Source organism: Sphingobacterium lactis (assembly GCF_011046555.1).
Classification (GTDB): domain Bacteria; phylum Bacteroidota; class Bacteroidia; order Sphingobacteriales; family Sphingobacteriaceae; genus Sphingobacterium; species Sphingobacterium lactis.
On record NZ_CP049246.1, the window covers coordinates 3,596,774 to 3,613,741 of the forward strand.

The window sequence follows — 16,968 nt, forward strand, 5'->3', positions numbered from 1 at the left end:
TTGCGCGATTTAGAATGAAATGTTTACACCAAAGGTTGTCGTTTTCAGCATCGGATAGGCATAGCCTTCACCCGACCCGTTGGTCAACTCCCCGAGTGGCTTCTCGATAACCTCTGGGTCAAAGTTGTCCGTATGCTTGAATAAATTGGAGAAGGTAAAGAGGTTCTGCGCTGTCGCAAATACCTGGATGCTTCCCAGTTTTGTTTTCTCCACCCACCGTTGCGGGAACGAATAATCCACCGTCAGGGTTTTCAGGCGCAGGTACGAGATATCCTGTAGGTAGCGCGTCTGCGGTGCCCCCAGTGAACGATCTGTCCCCAATGCGGTATAACCTCTATACCTAGGGAAATACGCATCCGGATTCTCTTCGGTCCATATATTTTCCATCATCTTGGTCGGTTGATAGCCATACGGACGGTTGTATGGGCCATAGAATAGACCAGCTTCAGGACTGAAATAATAGTCACGTTTTCCGACCCCTTGGAAGAATGCCGACACACCGATACCATTCCAACGCCCCGATAGGTTAAAACCAAATTGGTAGCGCGGTGATTTATTACCGATGACACGACGGTCTCCAGGGTTGTTCACTGTATTATCGCCGGCATTGATAACCCCATCCGTTTTTCCGGAGGCATCAGGTAGGTCAGCGAATTTCAGGTCTCCTGGCAACCAAACATTGTTGTTGGAGTTTTTGATGAAGGATTGGTCTGCATGATTCGCAATCTCCTCCTCGGAAGTAAAGAAACCAAGCGTTTGGTATCCCCAGATTTCTCCGATTTCCTGACCAACGTAGTAGCTGGAAAGTTTGAATTTCGGATTGTTGAATCTGGTGATGTGGGATCTGCTATCCCATAGGGACCCGTTGATACCCCAGTTGAACGGTTTGCCTGCCAACTCAAATTGGTTGTTGTAGTTTACTGTCAATTCCCAGCCTTTGGTGGACATATCGGCGTAATTACCGGACGGCACAGCAGCACCGAATACATTCGGCAATGGTTCTCCGAGGGTGAACATATCATAGGTCATCCGGTTATACCAATCGAAGGTAAAGTTCAAGGAATTTCCGAAGAAGCCCAGGTCCACACCTGCGTTGAAGGTCGTTGATTTCTCCCAGGTCAGGCCATCTGGAATAACCGCAGGAAGTGAAGTATAGCTAGGCTGCACCCCATTCAGGATAACACCTGTTTTGGCAACACCCATCTGCTCCATATAACGGTATGGATTGATGTTTCCATTTCCAAGTGAACCATAAGATGCACGGAATTTGAGGTTGCTCACCGTGTTTTTCACAGGCGCAAAGAAGGTTTCATTGGAAACAACCCATCCACCGGAAACAGAAGGGAAGAATCCATAGCGTTGATTTTCCGGGAATTTCGAAGAACCATCATAACGGCCATTGACCTCGAAAAGGTATTTGTTGTCGTAAGCATAATTCACACGGTAGAAAAGTCCGATATATGCCCATTCCTCACCACCACCGGTAATGTTATAATTCAGACCGTCCATCAGGTTGAAATCCGGTTTTTCCGGCATGATGATACCGTCGCGCTGTGCATTCAACTTCTTGAACGTTTGTGATTCGACGTTATATCCCAAGAGTGCATTGAAATCATGCTTATCAGCAAATTTTTTGGAGTAACTCGCTGTGATATTACCAGCAATATATTTCGTCCGCTCACCAAGCTCGCGCAAGAGGCTGCGTCCGAAACGATCGATCACACCCGGGCTGTTGCTGAAATTGATGTAGTTGTTGGTTCTTGTTTCATCCTGCCAGGTCCGGGAATAAGTTAGATCCCCTTTCAAGGTTAAACCAGCAACGGGCTTCACGATCACACCAGCTGTATTGCGCAAGACCGTGTTGTTCAGATCGGAAGCATTGCTACCTTCGATAAAGGAAGCTATCCCCGTATAGGCTGCGGAATGGGTATAGGTTCCATCCGGATTGTAGATGACCGCCATCGGGAATCCCTGGTGCTCAAACTGGCGCCAGATATTGCCATCACCGTCGGCGAACATCGGGTAATGGTAATCGTAGGTACTCAATTCCATGTTGTTCTGGAAAGTCAACCAATCCGTCACCTTTACCTCGCCCTTACCACGGACGTTGTATTTGTTGAATTTATCGGAGTTGTAATTGAACAAACCATCTTGGTAAAAGTATCGTCCAGACAGGTAATAGGATGCTTTCTCGCCACCTCCGGAGATACTCATGGCCTGTTCTGTACTCGGCATATTGTCGCGGTAGACCATATTATACCAATCTGTACTTCCGAAATATTCGTACCGGTTTTTTGCTGGATTGAAAACAGCCTCTTCACCGGTTGGGTTTTCAGCATATTGACGCAGAGACTCTAGATATTCCAGTGAAAATGGGTAGATGTTATTTACGGAAATTGGTGTTGATTTATAATCGTACCACGCATTGAATGCATCATTGAAATTCTTCGCCCATTCATAGCCATTCGTCACCAACTTAGGTTCCACCGTCCGGTTGTTGAACGACAGATTGGAACTTACTGTTACCAGTGTTCGGCCAGATTTTGGTGTTTTCGTGGTGATCAGGACCACCCCGAAGGCAGCTCGTGAACCGTAAATGGCTGCCGAGGAAGCATCCTTTAAAACCGTTACACTTTCGATATCGTTCGGATTCAGCATATCCGGATTTCCTTCCACCCCATCGATCAGCACCAGCGCACTACCGCCGGCACCTATGGAGGTAGTCCCCCGCACATTGAATGTTGCACTCCTAGTTGGGCTTCCATCAGCCATGACCAGGTTCAAGTTGGGAAGCTGGCCCTGCAACATCCTGCTCAGGCTGGATGCCGGGCGGTTTTCCAATGCTTCGGAACTGATCTGCGACACGGCCCCCGTCAAGTTGGCTTTCTTCTGCGTGCCATATCCGACAACGACAACCTCATCCAGATCGTTCTTGTTATCCAATTGGATGACAATGGCGTTTGGATCGCCTTCCACCTTATGAGTCTTTGTCGTAAAGCCAACATAAGATACCACCAAAGTGATATCGGATTTGGAGGATTCCAGTGTAAACTGTCCGTTTTTATCCGTTGCTGTGGCACGGTTGGAACCTTGAATGGTTACCGTTGCACTTTCAATCGGATTTCCCGATCCATCGACTACTTTTCCGGAAATTGTCTGCTGCATTTCCGCAGCATGCATCAATTCAATCCGCAAATTTGAAGCATGGGTATCCATGGGCAGAGACAAAAGCGTCCCTGCCAATAGAAATATTGGTAAATATGTTTTCATATGGGTAAGCTAGAAGCTTATTTTAGGTTGATATCAAATGTTAGGTGCTTATCACTTCGGATGTAGGTCGATACGACATCATAACTCAGGACGGACTGCCCTGCATCTGCCGTAAGGATCTGTGTGGATTCTGGGTAGAGCACCAGTTTTTTGGTTCCTTTTCCAGTTTTCAATTCCAATTCGAAATACAGGTCGCTGTTGTTCTTCACTTCATAATATTTGGTTACTTCCTTGGTTTTCGCATTCGTTTTTTCGAAATACGCTGGAGAAACGCTTACACAGGCATTCATCAGATCCCGTACGTTTTCTTCCTTCCCAAACAGGTAATTGCTGGACCAAGCCACCGTACGTCCTACATCTAGGGCTTCCCGAATGCCAGCAGCGCTACGATCTTTTGCCATCACTAAGGTCATGGTACGATGTACCCCTTCACGTTCAATATCATAAGAATTGGCGATCAAGTTGTGGATGTCCGTATTGCCAATGATCGTTAAGTTTCTATCCAACGCCCAATCCAAAGCCTTTTTATGAAATCCCAAACCGTTGACCACCTCTATACCATGCAATTTTTTATCCTTGTACTGTTTTTCTACGAAGTCAATCCATTCATAGGAACCCGGAATTTTATTTACCTGCCATCCTGGATGATTCCAGAAGATAAAGGCTTTTTGTTGATATACACGATCAATTGCTTCCTGATCCATCTTGGGATCATTATCTGAAACCAATGTATTTGCATCCTCGATAAAAAGAGCATTGAAGTGCCCTGGAGGCGTTTGGCGGGTAACTTCTGTTCCTTTCACCAAGACAATGTTATTCTCTTTCGCCAGGTTAACGGCAAGATCATGTGATCGGTTGTGATCCACCTTGACATCATCTTTGTGTGGATTGTATTCCATGTGCTCCGTAAAGGAAATCGCATCCAACCCTTCGCGCCAAGCTTCCTGCACACGGACATTCGGCCAAACATGACCGTCAGTGAATACAGTATGCATATGGAAGTCACATTTCAGCACTTGAAAACCATTCACATTGGGAATATTTAGGTTGTTTCTTTTCACGGGGTAAGCAAATTCCTCCAAACGCATTACGCCGTTGTCAGTCTGTGCCTGCAATCCGGATACGGACAATAAAAAGGCACTTAAAATGGTTAGTTTAATCTTCATTTGTTTATGGGTTGAGTATTATGGCAACAAAATTAGCCAAGGTTTATTAAGGAAATATTAAGCGTTTATTGTTAAAAAATTAACATATTTTAAGTTTTAGAAATTAAAAATAAACAAAAATCAATATTTTAAAAACAGGAATATTCACTTAAAATAAATACGGAAGTACATGAAATCCAACAACATAATTGTTTTAAAAACCCCTGAATTTCACAACATGTAAAAACAGAAAATAAAACATTGACCCTATCACGATATTTATTGAAACAAACAAAGTTTAAACACCCAACAGAAATTCGTTAATTTTTCAAAAACAAATTGTAAAGATTTAAGAAATTCAATTATTCTATACGAATTAAAATATCAATAATTAGTCTTTTTGAGATCGGATTCAGGAATGTTAAATTAGTTTTAATAATGGATTTTTTTGTAGAGCACGGGGAAGGATGGTAGGGTTTCTTTTCTGGAGGGACAAGGGTTGTGTGGTAGGATGTTTAGCGTGGAATTTTTCTGCAGATGCCATGTTTAGGCAGCAGACCACCAACAAGCTGGCGCAAGAGTTGTGCGGTTGGGCAGTGTGGTGGATCTCTTGTGCCTTTGGCAAAATCTTATGGTTACACCCCTCTGGGGTTATTTCGCATTCCAATTTGTGAGCTAAAATAGTGACACCCCTTCGGGGTTGGATAGCGTGTTATAAACCAATTTAAATTGTTTATATCTTCATATGTCTTGGATGGTAAGGAAGATGGCTTGGATTATTTGTACCTCGGAAATTGGTTTAAGCACCAAATCCGTCATGCCATATGCCATGCTATAATTAAATAAATGACACCTCCGGACAAATATCCGCCATGCAACCCCAGAGGGGTGTAACTATTTTAGAGCATGTTGGATCAAACTCATGCAACCCCAGAGGGGTGTAACTATTTTATAATCAAACAAAACCAACCCATACAAACCGTGCCCCAGCATGCGTTTTAGGGTGTTTAAGTGAGGTAGGGGGATGGAAGTGAAGCGCCAAGCGCTTCACTTCCATCCCCCTACCTCACCCATTTTTTTTCCAAACCAAAACCCCCTGGCGCAAGAGTTGTGCGGTTGGGCAGTGTGGTTGATCTCTTGTGCCTTTGGCATTTTTTAGGCCAAAAAAGAGCCTATAATTTCTACCCAAGGGTTTGCCATGCCCCCCCCTCCGGGGTTGCATGGCGCAAAATGGAAAAATGTTTCCTAGTACTGATTTGCGGAAAACGCTGGGCGGTGGGATCTCTTATGCCTACAGCATGTCCCCACCAATTCCGCCAACCTATTCGTTATTATTCTCTTTCGTCAATTCAATCAAACCTTTCTTTAATTTTTCGGATTTAAAATCCATCATGCCAACTTGTTTTCCGACGATATCCCCATTTTTTGCCAAAATAACCGTCATGGGAATAGAATTGCTCATTAATTCTGCAGGCAATTGCGAATCGATCGTGTACAACGGCAGGGTATATTTCTTTTTGGCCATAAACTGTGCGGCCCGATCGATATCCCCATCGACATCGATCGCCATAAATACAATGTTCTCCTCTCCTTTTAGCTCCTCATGCAATTCCTGCAGCGAAGGCATTTCGGCAATACAGGGCGGACACCATGTGGCCCAAAAGTTCATGACGACAACCTTCCCCTTCAGATCCGCCAGCGAAACACTTTCCCCGCGAATATTCTTGAAACTGGCTTCCATCGCTTGCCCCTCTCCGACCATGTTGGCCGAAGATACTTCTTCATTTGATTCCACGGGAACCTGCTCTACGGTTTCCTTCGAATTCCCGGGCTGACAACCAACAACTGTTATTGCCAACAATACTAAACTCACTATACTTTGCATACTCATCATAACTGTTTTTTATTCCTTTTATTTTACCACATTTACTTTTTGGCCATTGGCCAATTCTTCAGAAGCTTTCAGCACCAACGAATCATTCGGGGAAAGGTCACCAAATATTTCCTGCAACTCATCCTGAGATTGTCCAAGTTTGACAGGCACCCGTTCAACCTGCTGCTGAACCAAGCGCAGCACAAAAACACCTGCTTGCGCATTGATTATACTACTTTTTGGCACGAATAGGGTCGGTCGATTCCGTTTAAGCTGCAAATTAACCTCTGTATAATCCCCTCCGTTGAGCTCATCCGCATGATTAGGCACATCGAACTCCAAGGCCAGCGCACTGTTCAGTGGGTCGATGACCTGGGCGTTGTGCAGCAATTTGGCATGGAAAACCTTAGTCGGATTGCTAAGCACACTAAATTCCGCTTGGGTACTGTCGGAAACGGATTGCGCATGCACCTCCGGAACGACAACCTTTAACTTGAGTCGATCATTATCCACCAATTTAAAAAACGGAACACCTGAATCACCAATGAGGGCGCCTATCGAAAAATTACGTTCCGTGATCACACCAGAAAAAGGCGCGCGAACGATCAAGTATTCACGGAGTTGATTTGTTTTTCGGTGGGAAAATCGCCCTTCCAGCAAGGCCGAACTGTCCCGCAGCATGGCCCCGTAGGCTTGTTCATATTCCAATTCAGAAACTGCGCCCGGGCTCTCCTGCTTCACTTTTCTCAACCGTTCGTAGCGACGTCGGCTAACCTCATAATTCGCACCCAACTGCTGGGACCTAGCCCCATCTACCGTGCTCTGTAAATCCATTTCAGGTGCTTCCAGAACAGCCAACACCTGCCCCTTGCGGACCTTCGAACCCACATCTACATGAATTTTGCGTACAAAACCTTTAACCTTCGCAAAGACATCCACGGATTCATATGGATGAAGCTCTCCCGGCAGCTTCAGTTTATAAACGGGTTGCTGTTCGATCGCATGGACAACCGAAACTGAAACTGCCTGTTTGGCTGAGGATACTTTAGCCTCTTTATTTTCTTCACTTGTTGCTTGGCATCCTGCCAAGAAGACAACCAAGCCAACCATACCTATTATTTTCATCTTAATTTTCTTGATAATATCTACTGTTTACATCTTCGGGATCTAAGGAAGGGTCGCCATATTTGGCTTTCTTCATCATGGAACCGAATATCAATGGAACAATTAATAATGTTGTTACTGTGGAACTGATCAGGCCACCGATTACGGCCTGTCCAAGTGGGGCAATCTGTTCACCACCGTCACCCATTCCCAACGCCATCGGGGTCATCCCCGCCAACATGGCCAATGCTGTCATCAGGATCGGCCGGAACCGGGATTTGGCCGCTAGCAATGCCGATTGTGACGCCGGAAGGTGTAGATTCTTACGGTACCATTCTGCCTGATTGATTAACAGGACAGCATTGGAAACCGACACCCCAATGGACATAATGATTCCCATATAGGATTGCAGGTTCAATGTACTACCGCCCAACCAGATCATCATGGAACTACCCGCAATAACCGCAGGTACCACGGAAAGGATCACCAGGCTCACCCTTACGGATTGGTAATAGGCCGACATCATAAAGAAGATAACGACAATAGCAATCGAGAGCCCCGAGAGCAATCCATCCAATGTTTCTTCCAATAGGGTCAGGTTCCCCTCCTTCCAAATCCGCGTTCCTTTCGGCGCTTCCCCGGCTTGCTTGATGGCCGCATCGACCGCCTTATTTGCTGTCCCGAGGTCCTTCTCATACACATCAGCAATAATGCTGACGTATCGGTTGGGTCCTCTACGGTTAACCTGTGCGGGCACCTCGCCCGCCGTAATTGTTGCCACATCCTCCAATACAGGTGTTGCGGAACCCTTACGGATAGGCATGGATTTAATATCCTGCAGGGATTGGGTCATATTTTCAGGAACTTGGACCTGCACCTGAAAGACCAATCCTGATTTGGGATCCACCCACAGATTCTTATCGGTAAATCTACTGGAAGAAGTGGTGGTCGAGATATTTCGCGAGACCTCCTGTACTGTCAGACCAAATGCTGCTAGGCGGCGTCGATCAATCTTGATATCGATGGTCGGATAGTTCAGCGGTTCAGCAATCTGCACATCTTGCAGAAAGTCGTGCTTCGCCAATTCCTTCTTTATTTTTTCGGCATGTGCCTGGGCGGTCTTCAATTGCGCGGCACTCACTTTCACTTCAACGGGAGTCATGGCACCCTGACCGATAATCTTTTCCATTAATTCCATGGGTTCAAAATTGATTCGGACATCTGGATAGTGTTTTTGAATATGATCCCGGACATACTTTTTGAAGGCGTCGGATTTCATCCCCAGCTTCTTTTTATCCATGGACAACTGCAGCACCCCTTCCCCTGTCGAACTCGTCAAGAGAAAGATCGTATTGATAGGGTTCGCCGAAGGATGCATCCCCATAAAAGCGGAGGAGATCTTCAGGCTATTTTCAGGCAAATCGGCCATGAGGCTGTTTGTTATCGCCTTCATCGTTGCTTCTGTTTTTTCCAATCGGGTACCCTCCGGCATCCGGAGGCGAATCTGGAAATCTCCACCTTCGGATCGCGGCATAATATCGGTTCCAAGGACGGAAAGACCAAGCGCCACCACACCGAAAGCAACCAGAACGTACAGTCCGATAATCATCCCGGACCGTTGTAGGAAACTGCGCAGCTTATAGGTATATTTCACATTGACCTTATCCATAAAGTTCCGTTTGTACTTACCAACCGAATGTTTCTTCATTTTCATAATCCAATTGGCCATAATTGGCACAAAAGTTTGGGAAGAAATAAATGAGGCTATCATGGCAAAGGCCACGGCCATAGATAATGGCATAAACATATCCCTAGGGATACCTTCCATCATCAAAGCAGGCGTCAAAACGGCGAGAATACTCAGCAAGATCAATAATTTGGGGGCTGAGATTTCCAATAGCGCATCCAATATAGCACGCGATTTTTTCTTGCCCAATTCCATGTGCTGATGGATATTCTCGATGGTAACTGTCGCTTCGTCGACCAATATACCAATGGAGAGCGCCAAGCCCGAGAGGGTCATGATGTTAATGCTCTGACCAAACAGATGTAGGGTGATGACAGCGGTCAGTATCGCAATGGGAATGGTCAGGATAACGATAAGTGCGCCTCGAGGGTCCCGCAGGAAGAAAAAAACCATCAACCCCGTAAGTAGAGCGCCCAAGGCACCTTCAAAGATCAGGTTGGAGAGCGACCGAGAGATATAGACCGATTGGTCAAATGCATAACTGATGCGCACCTCTCCCGGAAGTAGACTTTCCAACATAGGCAATGCCGATTTCAGGTTGGAAACTGCCTCCAATGTGGAAGCATCAGGCTTTTTGATAATCGGGAGGTATACCGACCGTTTCCCATTGATCAAGGCATATCCTACCGTTTGATCGGCAGCATCCATCACGGTGGCAACATCTCCGACGAAGATGGTTCGGCCATTGACATCCTTAATGGGTGTCTGCAGAAACTCATCCACACCGGAAGATATGGAGTTCATGGGTGCCATGAAGTTCGTATCCCCAATGCGTACATTTCCTGCAGGCGAAGGGACTGAATTTTTGGTGATTGCGATTGTCACTTCCTCTGGAGAAAGTCCTGCCGCTTTCATGCGCTGCGGGTCTATATTCACGACCAAGCTGCGCATGTTTCCACCGAATGGCGCTGGCGCTGTTATCCCTGGGATATTCACGAACATGGGTCGGATTTTTGTCAGGGCCATGGTCTGCAATTCGACAACGGAATGTTTTTCGCTGTCGAACAGCAATTGCCCTACCGGTAAGGAGCTGGCATCGAACCGCACTACCATGGGCGGCACGGCCCCCGGAGGCAAAAAGCCCATCGCCCGGGAAACCTGCATGCTGATTTCCCCAGCAGCCTGTGACATATCCGTCCCAGGGTAAAAGGTCAGCTTCATCAAGGTCATTCCTTGAACGCTCTTGAAGTCCAACTGCTTGACGCCATTCACAAAGAGCAACACTTTTTGGAATTCATTGGCCATAAAGCCATCCATGTACGCGGGAGAAAGTCCACCGTAGGGCATGGCAATATAAAATGCCGGAGACTCGATCTCCGGGAAGATATCTACTTTAATTTTCTTGATGACCGGCCATGAGAAATAGGCAATCGCCAGGATTACCATAATGATGGCTATCGGTCGTCTAAGGGCAAATCGTATTAAATTCATCGGATCGGATTAAAAATGATTGAAAAGCGGGTTAAAATCTGCTTGCTGATAACTTAGCTTGATCATCAGTTGCCAATAGTTCAGGTAGGCCATCAGATGTTCATGTTCGGTCTTCAGCAGAATTTCCTGCACCTGCAATAGGTCAGAAAGACTGATCAGTCCACCTTCATACCGTGTTCTGTAAAGCGAGAAGGCGGCATGGGCTTCATCCATACTCTGTTTTGATTCGGCAATACCGCGCTCCGAGGCTTGCAATTCTGCTTTTAACTGCTGCTGTTTCGCTGTGAGCTCATTTGTCAGCAACTCCTGTTCATGGCGATTGTCCTGCAGCTGCAAGGCGATTTTCTCCCGATCCACTTTTGAGCGGAACAGGTCTTGGAGGTTCCAGGTCGCCCCAACACCCACAAAATAATTGTTGGCAAAATCACTGTACACATCGCCATAGGCTCCTGAAACATACCCCATATTGGAGATGCCCGAACTGCGGTTGGAAAGCCCGCCGAGCAATTGCACCCGTGGGAGGACCTCTCTGGCTTTTCGCTTGTGCAATAGATCGAGGCTTTCCGCATCCTGCTCCTTCATTTTGAGTAAGGGATGAATCGCCAACTCCGTTTCCTCCGGTCCCATAAGGGTCATAAATGGTGATTCTACACCATTGGCAGCCTCTGCCATTTCCGTGTTGCTGAGCTCCTTGATCAGGTACTTGATCCCCTGCGCCTTTCCGTCAACCTGGAGCAGGGCACTTTGGACATGCTTCAGGGAAGAGGATGCCAATAAGGAATCTGCTCCCGGTACAAGGCCCCCTTTCGCTAGGCCACGTGTAATGGTTAGAACGGAATGATAACGACCAGCATGCCGCGCAAACCATTCCTTAAGTGTCTGATAATAGAGGTATTCAATATACCGTGTGCTCAATTGTTGCTGAATATCCAGCTGGAAGACTTCCTGATCCAGACGCGCCTGTGCAATGGCCGTACTGGAAATTGCCATATCCAATCCCTTCCTACCAAAATTAAGGATATCCCATTGCATGGTTCCGGAAAGGAAATGGTTGAATGTTGAAGAGCTTCCCTCCAAATTGGCCCCGGCAGAGATATTGATCACGCCAGGAAGGGGCAGAAATGCTCCTGATGTTCCTGCAACGGAGCTGAGGCCCTGTTGCAGCTGCGCTTGAAGAATAGGTTTATATTTGATCTGGGCAGCTATGGAATCTTGCTTAGCCAATTTGACAGCTTGATCCCGAATGTTAAAGCCCTTATAATACTGTGCAGTTTTATCCCAAAGGTGCTGAAGCTTCTGTGCTTGAACCTTCATTGATCCAAGGATACAGCACAGAACCAATAGGCTTATCAATCTCATATTCATACAGTTCTTTTACGAATGATATTTTTAATGATAAATCAGTTTTCCCCATGCGAACAGCATATAGGATATGGATATCCAATCCAAATACATATGCATATTGAAGGGACAAAAATTGGGACTGCCCGAATAAGGCAATCCTATCGAATGGTAGGATGGCTATAAATTCAGACGACTGGTCTGTAAGAGGAGGTCATTGGATGCCTGTTCAGGAACATTCCAATGCACCAAAACACGCTCTTCCCGAGGGAGGAAGACGAGTAGGATTAAGGCAAGAGCATAAAGCTGGATGGCAGGTAGCGGTTGGAAATCATTTGTGTGGACATCAAAAGATGTTTTCATGGTTTCCTGAGCGACACTACAATCCTCGGTAGGATAACCTACCGTGCTGTCCGAGCGGATAGCCTTGTTACTTTTGGTCTCTGTTTTGAAATCTTGGTTAAGATTCTGTTTAATGGATGCCTTAATCGGACAAGACGTTAACACGAACAAAAGGATAATCCCCAGCATTCTCGCAAGGATGGGCATTTGTTGGTGTAAAATATTTGTTCTCATAAGCATATTAACAATAAATATAGAAATTATCTTTAATAAAAAATAATAATTACTTATTTATCTATAAAGATTTTTTTTCATGATATTAGACCAGTACTCTGATTTCATTTCTCAAGAGTACGATTTTATCTTCATTTTCTAATTTTTTAAGGATTCTGGACACGACCACTCTGGAAGTATTTAAATCCGAGGCAATATCCTGATGGGTAACCGTTAGAATCCGATCATCCGTCAACCGGACCTTTTCCTTCAGGAAATACATGATACGGTCCTCCATTTTGGAAAATGCCAAGTTATCAATGGCAAACAGCATTTCGTTCATTCTGGAAGAATAGCTGTTGAGTATAAAGTTCCGCCAGGTTTCATATTTTCCCAACCACTCGTTGAGGTAATTATTGGGAATCATGGCCACAGTGGTTTCCATTTCCGCCTTTGCCCTGATTTCACTTTTCTTATTGCCTACGCAACAGGCAATGGACATGGTACAGGTTTCCCCTTTCTCTAAATAATAGAGCAGCAGTTCGCCTTCTTTCTCATCCTCACGGACAATCTTGATCGCTCCGGAAAGCAAGAGCGGCATGGACTTGATATACTGACCGATATCCATGATGATCTCTCCACTCTGGAAGGTCTTAACCAAGGCAACCGCCTCAATCTCATCGATTAAGGCGGGCTCTAGAATTCCTATATAGGCCTCTTGAATTAAACTCATAGTCAACTATTAAGTTGTTGTCGGCTTACCTTCCTTTTTCCAATCCAGAAAACTACCGGCATAATTGAAAATTTGATCGAATCCTTTCTTTTCCAGATAGGAAGCCGCCACAGTCGCCCGATCTCCGGATTGACATTGGATGATAATCTTTTTGTCCTTAATATCCGTAGGCAGATTTTTAGGAAGGTTACCGATGAAGCGGTGCTCTGCTCCTGGGATATGCTCTTGTTTGAATTCAGATTTTCCGCGGACATCCAGTAACACCGTATCTTCGCGATCTTTCCACGCTTCCACTGTATCTGCATCTACTACTTTAGTCTCCTGCAAAGTTGCACCCGATAGATCCGTCACAAAGGCTTTCACATTATCCATTCCGATCCGCATCAGTTTTCTGGTAATTTCTTCTTCACGGCCTTCATCCGCCACAACCACCAGGTTCTCGTCATAGCCAAGCATCCATCCCGCCCAATTGGCTAAGGATTTGTTGTTCTGAATATTAATGGAATCTTTCAGATGACCTTTGGCAAATTCCACCTTATGGCGCGTGTCCAACAAAGTAACATCGGACATCGCTTCTGCTTCCTTTACGGAAATCGTAGGATGGTTTGGCACTTCGACCAACAACGGGCGGTCTACCTTATTCAGCTTCTTCATCATCGCAAAATAAGTAGGTGCCTCCGGTTGATCGCTCAACAAATAATTTTTGAAGCCTTCATAATCATCTCCAAACTGGAAAGCCCAATTTCTGATTTTCTCATAACCTACGGTACTGCTCGGTACGGAGCCCAATGCCTTACCACAGGCTGATCCTGCACCATGTCCCGGCCAAACCTGAACATAATCGGGAAGAGCAGCGAATTTCTTTAGGGATGCGAACATCTGTTCTGCACCAATTTCCTTAGTTCCTACCATACCTGCCGCTTCTTCCAACAAATCAGGACGGCCAATATCACCGACAAATACAAAATCTCCGGTAAAGATCATTACAGGTTCTTCGGATGCCGGGTGATCACGTAACAATAGGGAGATGCTCTCCGGTGTATGTCCCGGCGTGTGGATTACTTCCAAGGAAAGATTACCGACTTTGATCACCGATCCTTCCTTCAATCCGACATGGGGAAACTCGTATTGCCAGTTGTCACCACCCTCATCTGAAAGGTAGAGCTCTGCTCCTGTTACTTGTGCCAATTCTCTGGAACCAGCCAGAAAATCTGCATGAATATGTGTTTCAGCAATATGCGTAATGCGCATATTGTTCTGTTTTGCAATTTCCAGATATGTGTCAATATCGCGCTTCGCATCTATTACAATCGCTTCATTCTTTGCCTGACATCCAATAAAATAACTCGCTTGCGCTAAAGTATGATCATATACTTGTTGAAAAAACATAATGTATTCCTTTTTTTTATCTATAGTTTATATTCGGGTTCTGTCTGCTTCTATATGTTGGCTCCAGGAAACATAGCCTCCATTGAGGTCGTAAATTTCCACGGCACCCATGGATTCCAGCATCCGTGCTGCATTCAGCGATCGTATCCCTGAATGGCAGAACAAATATATAGGTTTTTGCAAATCTACCATGGTATTAATCCGTTCTTTAAAATCCATACGTCTAACGTCTGCCAATTTGGCCCCGACGATGGTACCGGATGCAAACTCCTCTGCGGCCCGCACATCCAATAATTGAACGCCTTCTGCAGCAATCTGCGCCTTAAATTCTGAAAATGTTAATCTCTGTATCATTCTTAATACGTTTAATCAAATCTACCCCATCCAACCGATCTTTAGCGCAACTTATGTTACACTATTGATCAATTAATGAGGCAATTTATCTTTCACTAAACCATACAGATAAGTTCCCAGTACAGCAAAGGCAGCAACGATCAACATCGGATACACGCCAGCGCCAATGAGGACAAAAACTGGTCCTGGACAGGCACCCACAAGTGCCCAACCCAATCCGAACAGGATACCACCGATTAAATATCGGGGAATGGATTTGTTCTTTGGAGCTATGACGATTGGCTGCCCACTAATGTCCTTCGCTTTTTTTCTTTTGATCAACTGAACGGCGACCACACCGATGGCCAAGGCTGTTGCCATAAAACCATACATGTGGAAAGACTGAAAGTTGAACATCTCATAGATACGAAACCACGAAGCTGCTTCCGCCTTATACATCGCCATACCAAAAACTACACCTAATAAAACATATACTAATTTTCTCATCACTAAAATATTAAAGGGAACAACACATGAACCATAATCAAACCGCCGATAAAGAAACCTACTACCGCCACAAGGGACGGCCACTGCAGATCACTGAGCCCCGATATCGCATGCCCAGAAGTACATCCCCCAGCATAGCGCGTTCCAAAACCGATCAACAGACCGCCGGTCGCCAGCAGAATAATATTCTTTAAAGATAGATCCTGGAATATTTCGGTAGGTGCATAAGCCGATCCCGCACTATCAAACCCCAGACCCTTCAGTTGGCTGATCGTGGTTTCGGCAATTTCCGGCACCTGATTCGCAGATAGGAAATTCGCGGAAACAAATCCTCCGATTATGGCGCCCACCAAAAACAAGAGGTTCCATTTCTGCTTACGCCAATCGAAATCGAAAAAACTACAGGTATTCCCCGCACCCATAGCGGAACAGATATTCCTGAAATTGGAGGAGAAGCCAAAACTTTTTCCCAAGAAAATTAAGGCGATCATAACCAAAGCCACCAAAGCTCCACCTACATACCATGGCCAAGGGCCCATTATTAAATCCATACGTTTCTTTTTTGTTGTTGCACAAAATTACGCCAGAACCCACACTCCTACAGTAACTAATGTTACCGATAGAACATTCCATGGACCGTTCCGTTTGCTTGTGTAACCAAAGTGACGCAATCTCCCCCTCGATTCAACCAACTTTGCAGGAAACTTGAAAACAATGATTGAATTATTCGGCTTCTTAGCTTCTTTGGGAATTGGTCTTTCGCTCGGATTAATCGGCGGTGGGGGCAGCATATTAACGGTGCCCGTATTGGTTTATCTCTTTCACCTCGACCCTTTACTGGCTACCTCCTATTCCCTATTTATCGTTGGATCGACCTCCGCAGTTGGTGCAGTACCATACTTTCGGCAACAGCTTATAGACTTTAGATCTGCCGTTTACTTTGGTATACCCTCCATCATCAGTGTTTTTCTTACCAGACACTATATATTAGACCTGATTCCGGAACAGCTGGTTCAACTTGGCGAATTCACCCTTTCCAAAGATATGGCCATCATGTTGCTATTTGCGGTATTGATGTTCTTTGCGGCGCTGAAAATGATTGGTAAACATGTATCGAAGCCCGTTGATTCAGGAAACAACTACCTTCTCCCATTGATTCTTCAAGGTACAGGGGTTGGATTGATATCCGGATTAATCGGTGCTGGCGGAGGATTTCTCATCATTCCGGCGTTGATTATCTTCAACGGCATGCCGATGAAGACCGCCATTGGCACTTCCCTATTGATTATCGCGGCAAATTCGCTGTTCGGGTTCATCGGTAACCTAGATTTGCAACGGATCGATTGGACGTTCCTATTGAGTATTACAGGGATTGCGATGGTGGGTATTTTATTGGGCAGCAAACTTAGCCAACGCATTGATGGAAAGAAACTTAAACCTATATTTGGGTGGTTTGTATTACTCATGGCCTTTGTTATTATCGTTCAGGAATTAAATTAACACCTTCCGCCAGCGGATTCACCGAATAAAAACGGGCAAT

At 45.4% G+C, this 16,968-nt stretch carries 13 protein-coding genes; 1 reads left to right on the forward strand and 12 read right to left on the reverse strand.

The features are described from left to right. Positions 1-9: 9 nt before the first annotated feature. From G6N79_RS15745 to G6N79_RS15800, 12 genes are all read right to left on the reverse strand, one after another. Positions 10-3,270, reverse strand: coding sequence for a SusC/RagA family TonB-linked outer membrane protein (locus G6N79_RS15745; protein ID WP_200818783.1), 3,261 nt, complete (start codon positions 3,268-3,270; stop codon positions 10-12). Between the two features lie 17 nt (positions 3,271-3,287). After that, positions 3,288-4,436, reverse strand: a complete 1,149-nt coding sequence (locus tag G6N79_RS15750) for an Sb-PDE family phosphodiesterase (RefSeq protein ID WP_103906157.1) — start codon at positions 4,434-4,436, stop codon at positions 3,288-3,290. A gap of 1,300 nt (positions 4,437-5,736) precedes the next feature. Continuing rightward, entirely contained in the window at positions 5,737-6,300 is a 564-nt protein-coding gene (locus G6N79_RS15755) for a TlpA family protein disulfide reductase (protein ID WP_160003712.1), read from the reverse strand. A gap of 27 nt (positions 6,301-6,327) precedes the next feature. Next, entirely contained in the window at positions 6,328-7,413 is a 1,086-nt protein-coding gene (locus G6N79_RS15760) for an efflux RND transporter periplasmic adaptor subunit (RefSeq protein WP_103906160.1), read from the reverse strand. A gap of 1 nt (position 7,414) precedes the next feature. After that, on the reverse strand, positions 7,415-10,570 hold the full coding sequence (locus tag G6N79_RS15765; RefSeq protein ID WP_103906161.1) for an efflux RND transporter permease subunit: 3,156 nt from the start codon (positions 10,568-10,570) through the stop codon (positions 7,415-7,417). A 9-nt stretch (positions 10,571-10,579) separates the two neighbouring features. Then, positions 10,580-11,929, reverse strand: coding sequence for a TolC family protein (locus G6N79_RS15770; RefSeq protein WP_164527218.1), 1,350 nt, complete (start codon positions 11,927-11,929; stop codon positions 10,580-10,582). 162 nt (positions 11,930-12,091) lie between these two features. Continuing rightward, on the reverse strand, positions 12,092-12,487 hold the full coding sequence (locus tag G6N79_RS15775; RefSeq protein WP_146060612.1) for a hypothetical protein: 396 nt from the start codon (positions 12,485-12,487) through the stop codon (positions 12,092-12,094). A gap of 85 nt (positions 12,488-12,572) precedes the next feature. Continuing rightward, the gene (locus G6N79_RS15780) at positions 12,573-13,199 is read right to left on the reverse strand and encodes a Crp/Fnr family transcriptional regulator (RefSeq protein WP_234993188.1); all 627 of its coding nucleotides are present in this window, start codon (positions 13,197-13,199) and stop codon (positions 12,573-12,575) included. Between the two features lie 9 nt (positions 13,200-13,208). Beyond that, positions 13,209-14,588: an MBL fold metallo-hydrolase gene (locus tag G6N79_RS15785; RefSeq protein WP_103906165.1), complete on the reverse strand. Its 1,380-nt coding sequence runs from the start codon at positions 14,586-14,588 to the stop codon at positions 13,209-13,211. Between the two features lie 27 nt (positions 14,589-14,615). Then, complete coding sequence (locus G6N79_RS15790) at positions 14,616-14,942, reverse strand: rhodanese-like domain-containing protein (protein ID WP_103906166.1); 327 nt, start codon at positions 14,940-14,942, stop codon at positions 14,616-14,618. A 72-nt stretch (positions 14,943-15,014) separates the two neighbouring features. After that, a complete protein-coding gene (locus G6N79_RS15795) occupies positions 15,015-15,428 on the reverse strand; it encodes a DUF6691 family protein (protein ID WP_103906167.1) in 414 nt (137 codons plus the stop codon). A gap of 2 nt (positions 15,429-15,430) precedes the next feature. After that, a complete protein-coding gene (locus G6N79_RS15800) occupies positions 15,431-15,979 on the reverse strand; it encodes a YeeE/YedE family protein (protein WP_103906168.1) in 549 nt (182 codons plus the stop codon). Between the two features lie 163 nt (positions 15,980-16,142). On the opposite strand from G6N79_RS15800, the gene G6N79_RS15805 reads away from it, so the two are divergent. Then, positions 16,143-16,928: a sulfite exporter TauE/SafE family protein gene (locus G6N79_RS15805; protein ID WP_234993189.1), complete on the forward strand. Its 786-nt coding sequence runs from the start codon at positions 16,143-16,145 to the stop codon at positions 16,926-16,928. Positions 16,929-16,968 lie beyond the last annotated feature (40 nt).

Excerpts from the sequence above, each read along its gene's own strand:
- G6N79_RS15745 (WP_200818783.1), bottom strand. The coding sequence starts at position 3,270 with ATGAAAACATATTTACCAATATTTCTATTGGCAGGGACGCTTTTGTCT.
- G6N79_RS15750 (WP_103906157.1), bottom strand. The coding sequence starts at position 4,436 with ATGAAGATTAAACTAACCATTTTAAGTGCCTTTTTATTGTCCGTATCC.
- G6N79_RS15755 (WP_160003712.1), bottom strand. The coding sequence starts at position 6,300 with ATGCAAAGTATAGTGAGTTTAGTATTGTTGGCAATAACAGTTGTTGGT.
- G6N79_RS15760 (WP_103906160.1), bottom strand. The coding sequence starts at position 7,413 with ATGAAAATAATAGGTATGGTTGGCTTGGTTGTCTTCTTGGCAGGATGC.
- G6N79_RS15765 (WP_103906161.1), bottom strand. The coding sequence starts at position 10,570 with ATGAATTTAATACGATTTGCCCTTAGACGACCGATAGCCATCATTATG.
- G6N79_RS15770 (WP_164527218.1), bottom strand. The coding sequence starts at position 11,929 with ATGAGATTGATAAGCCTATTGGTTCTGTGCTGTATCCTTGGATCAATG.
- G6N79_RS15775 (WP_146060612.1), bottom strand. The coding sequence starts at position 12,487 with ATGAGAACAAATATTTTACACCAACAAATGCCCATCCTTGCGAGAATG.
- G6N79_RS15780 (WP_234993188.1), bottom strand. The coding sequence starts at position 13,199 with ATGAGTTTAATTCAAGAGGCCTATATAGGAATTCTAGAGCCCGCCTTA.
- G6N79_RS15785 (WP_103906165.1), bottom strand. The coding sequence starts at position 14,588 with ATGTTTTTTCAACAAGTATATGATCATACTTTAGCGCAAGCGAGTTAT.
- G6N79_RS15790 (WP_103906166.1), bottom strand. The coding sequence starts at position 14,942 with ATGATACAGAGATTAACATTTTCAGAATTTAAGGCGCAGATTGCTGCA.
- G6N79_RS15795 (WP_103906167.1), bottom strand. The coding sequence starts at position 15,428 with ATGAGAAAATTAGTATATGTTTTATTAGGTGTAGTTTTTGGTATGGCG.
- G6N79_RS15800 (WP_103906168.1), bottom strand. The coding sequence starts at position 15,979 with ATGGATTTAATAATGGGCCCTTGGCCATGGTATGTAGGTGGAGCTTTG.
- G6N79_RS15805 (WP_234993189.1), top strand. The coding sequence starts at position 16,143 with ATGATTGAATTATTCGGCTTCTTAGCTTCTTTGGGAATTGGTCTTTCG.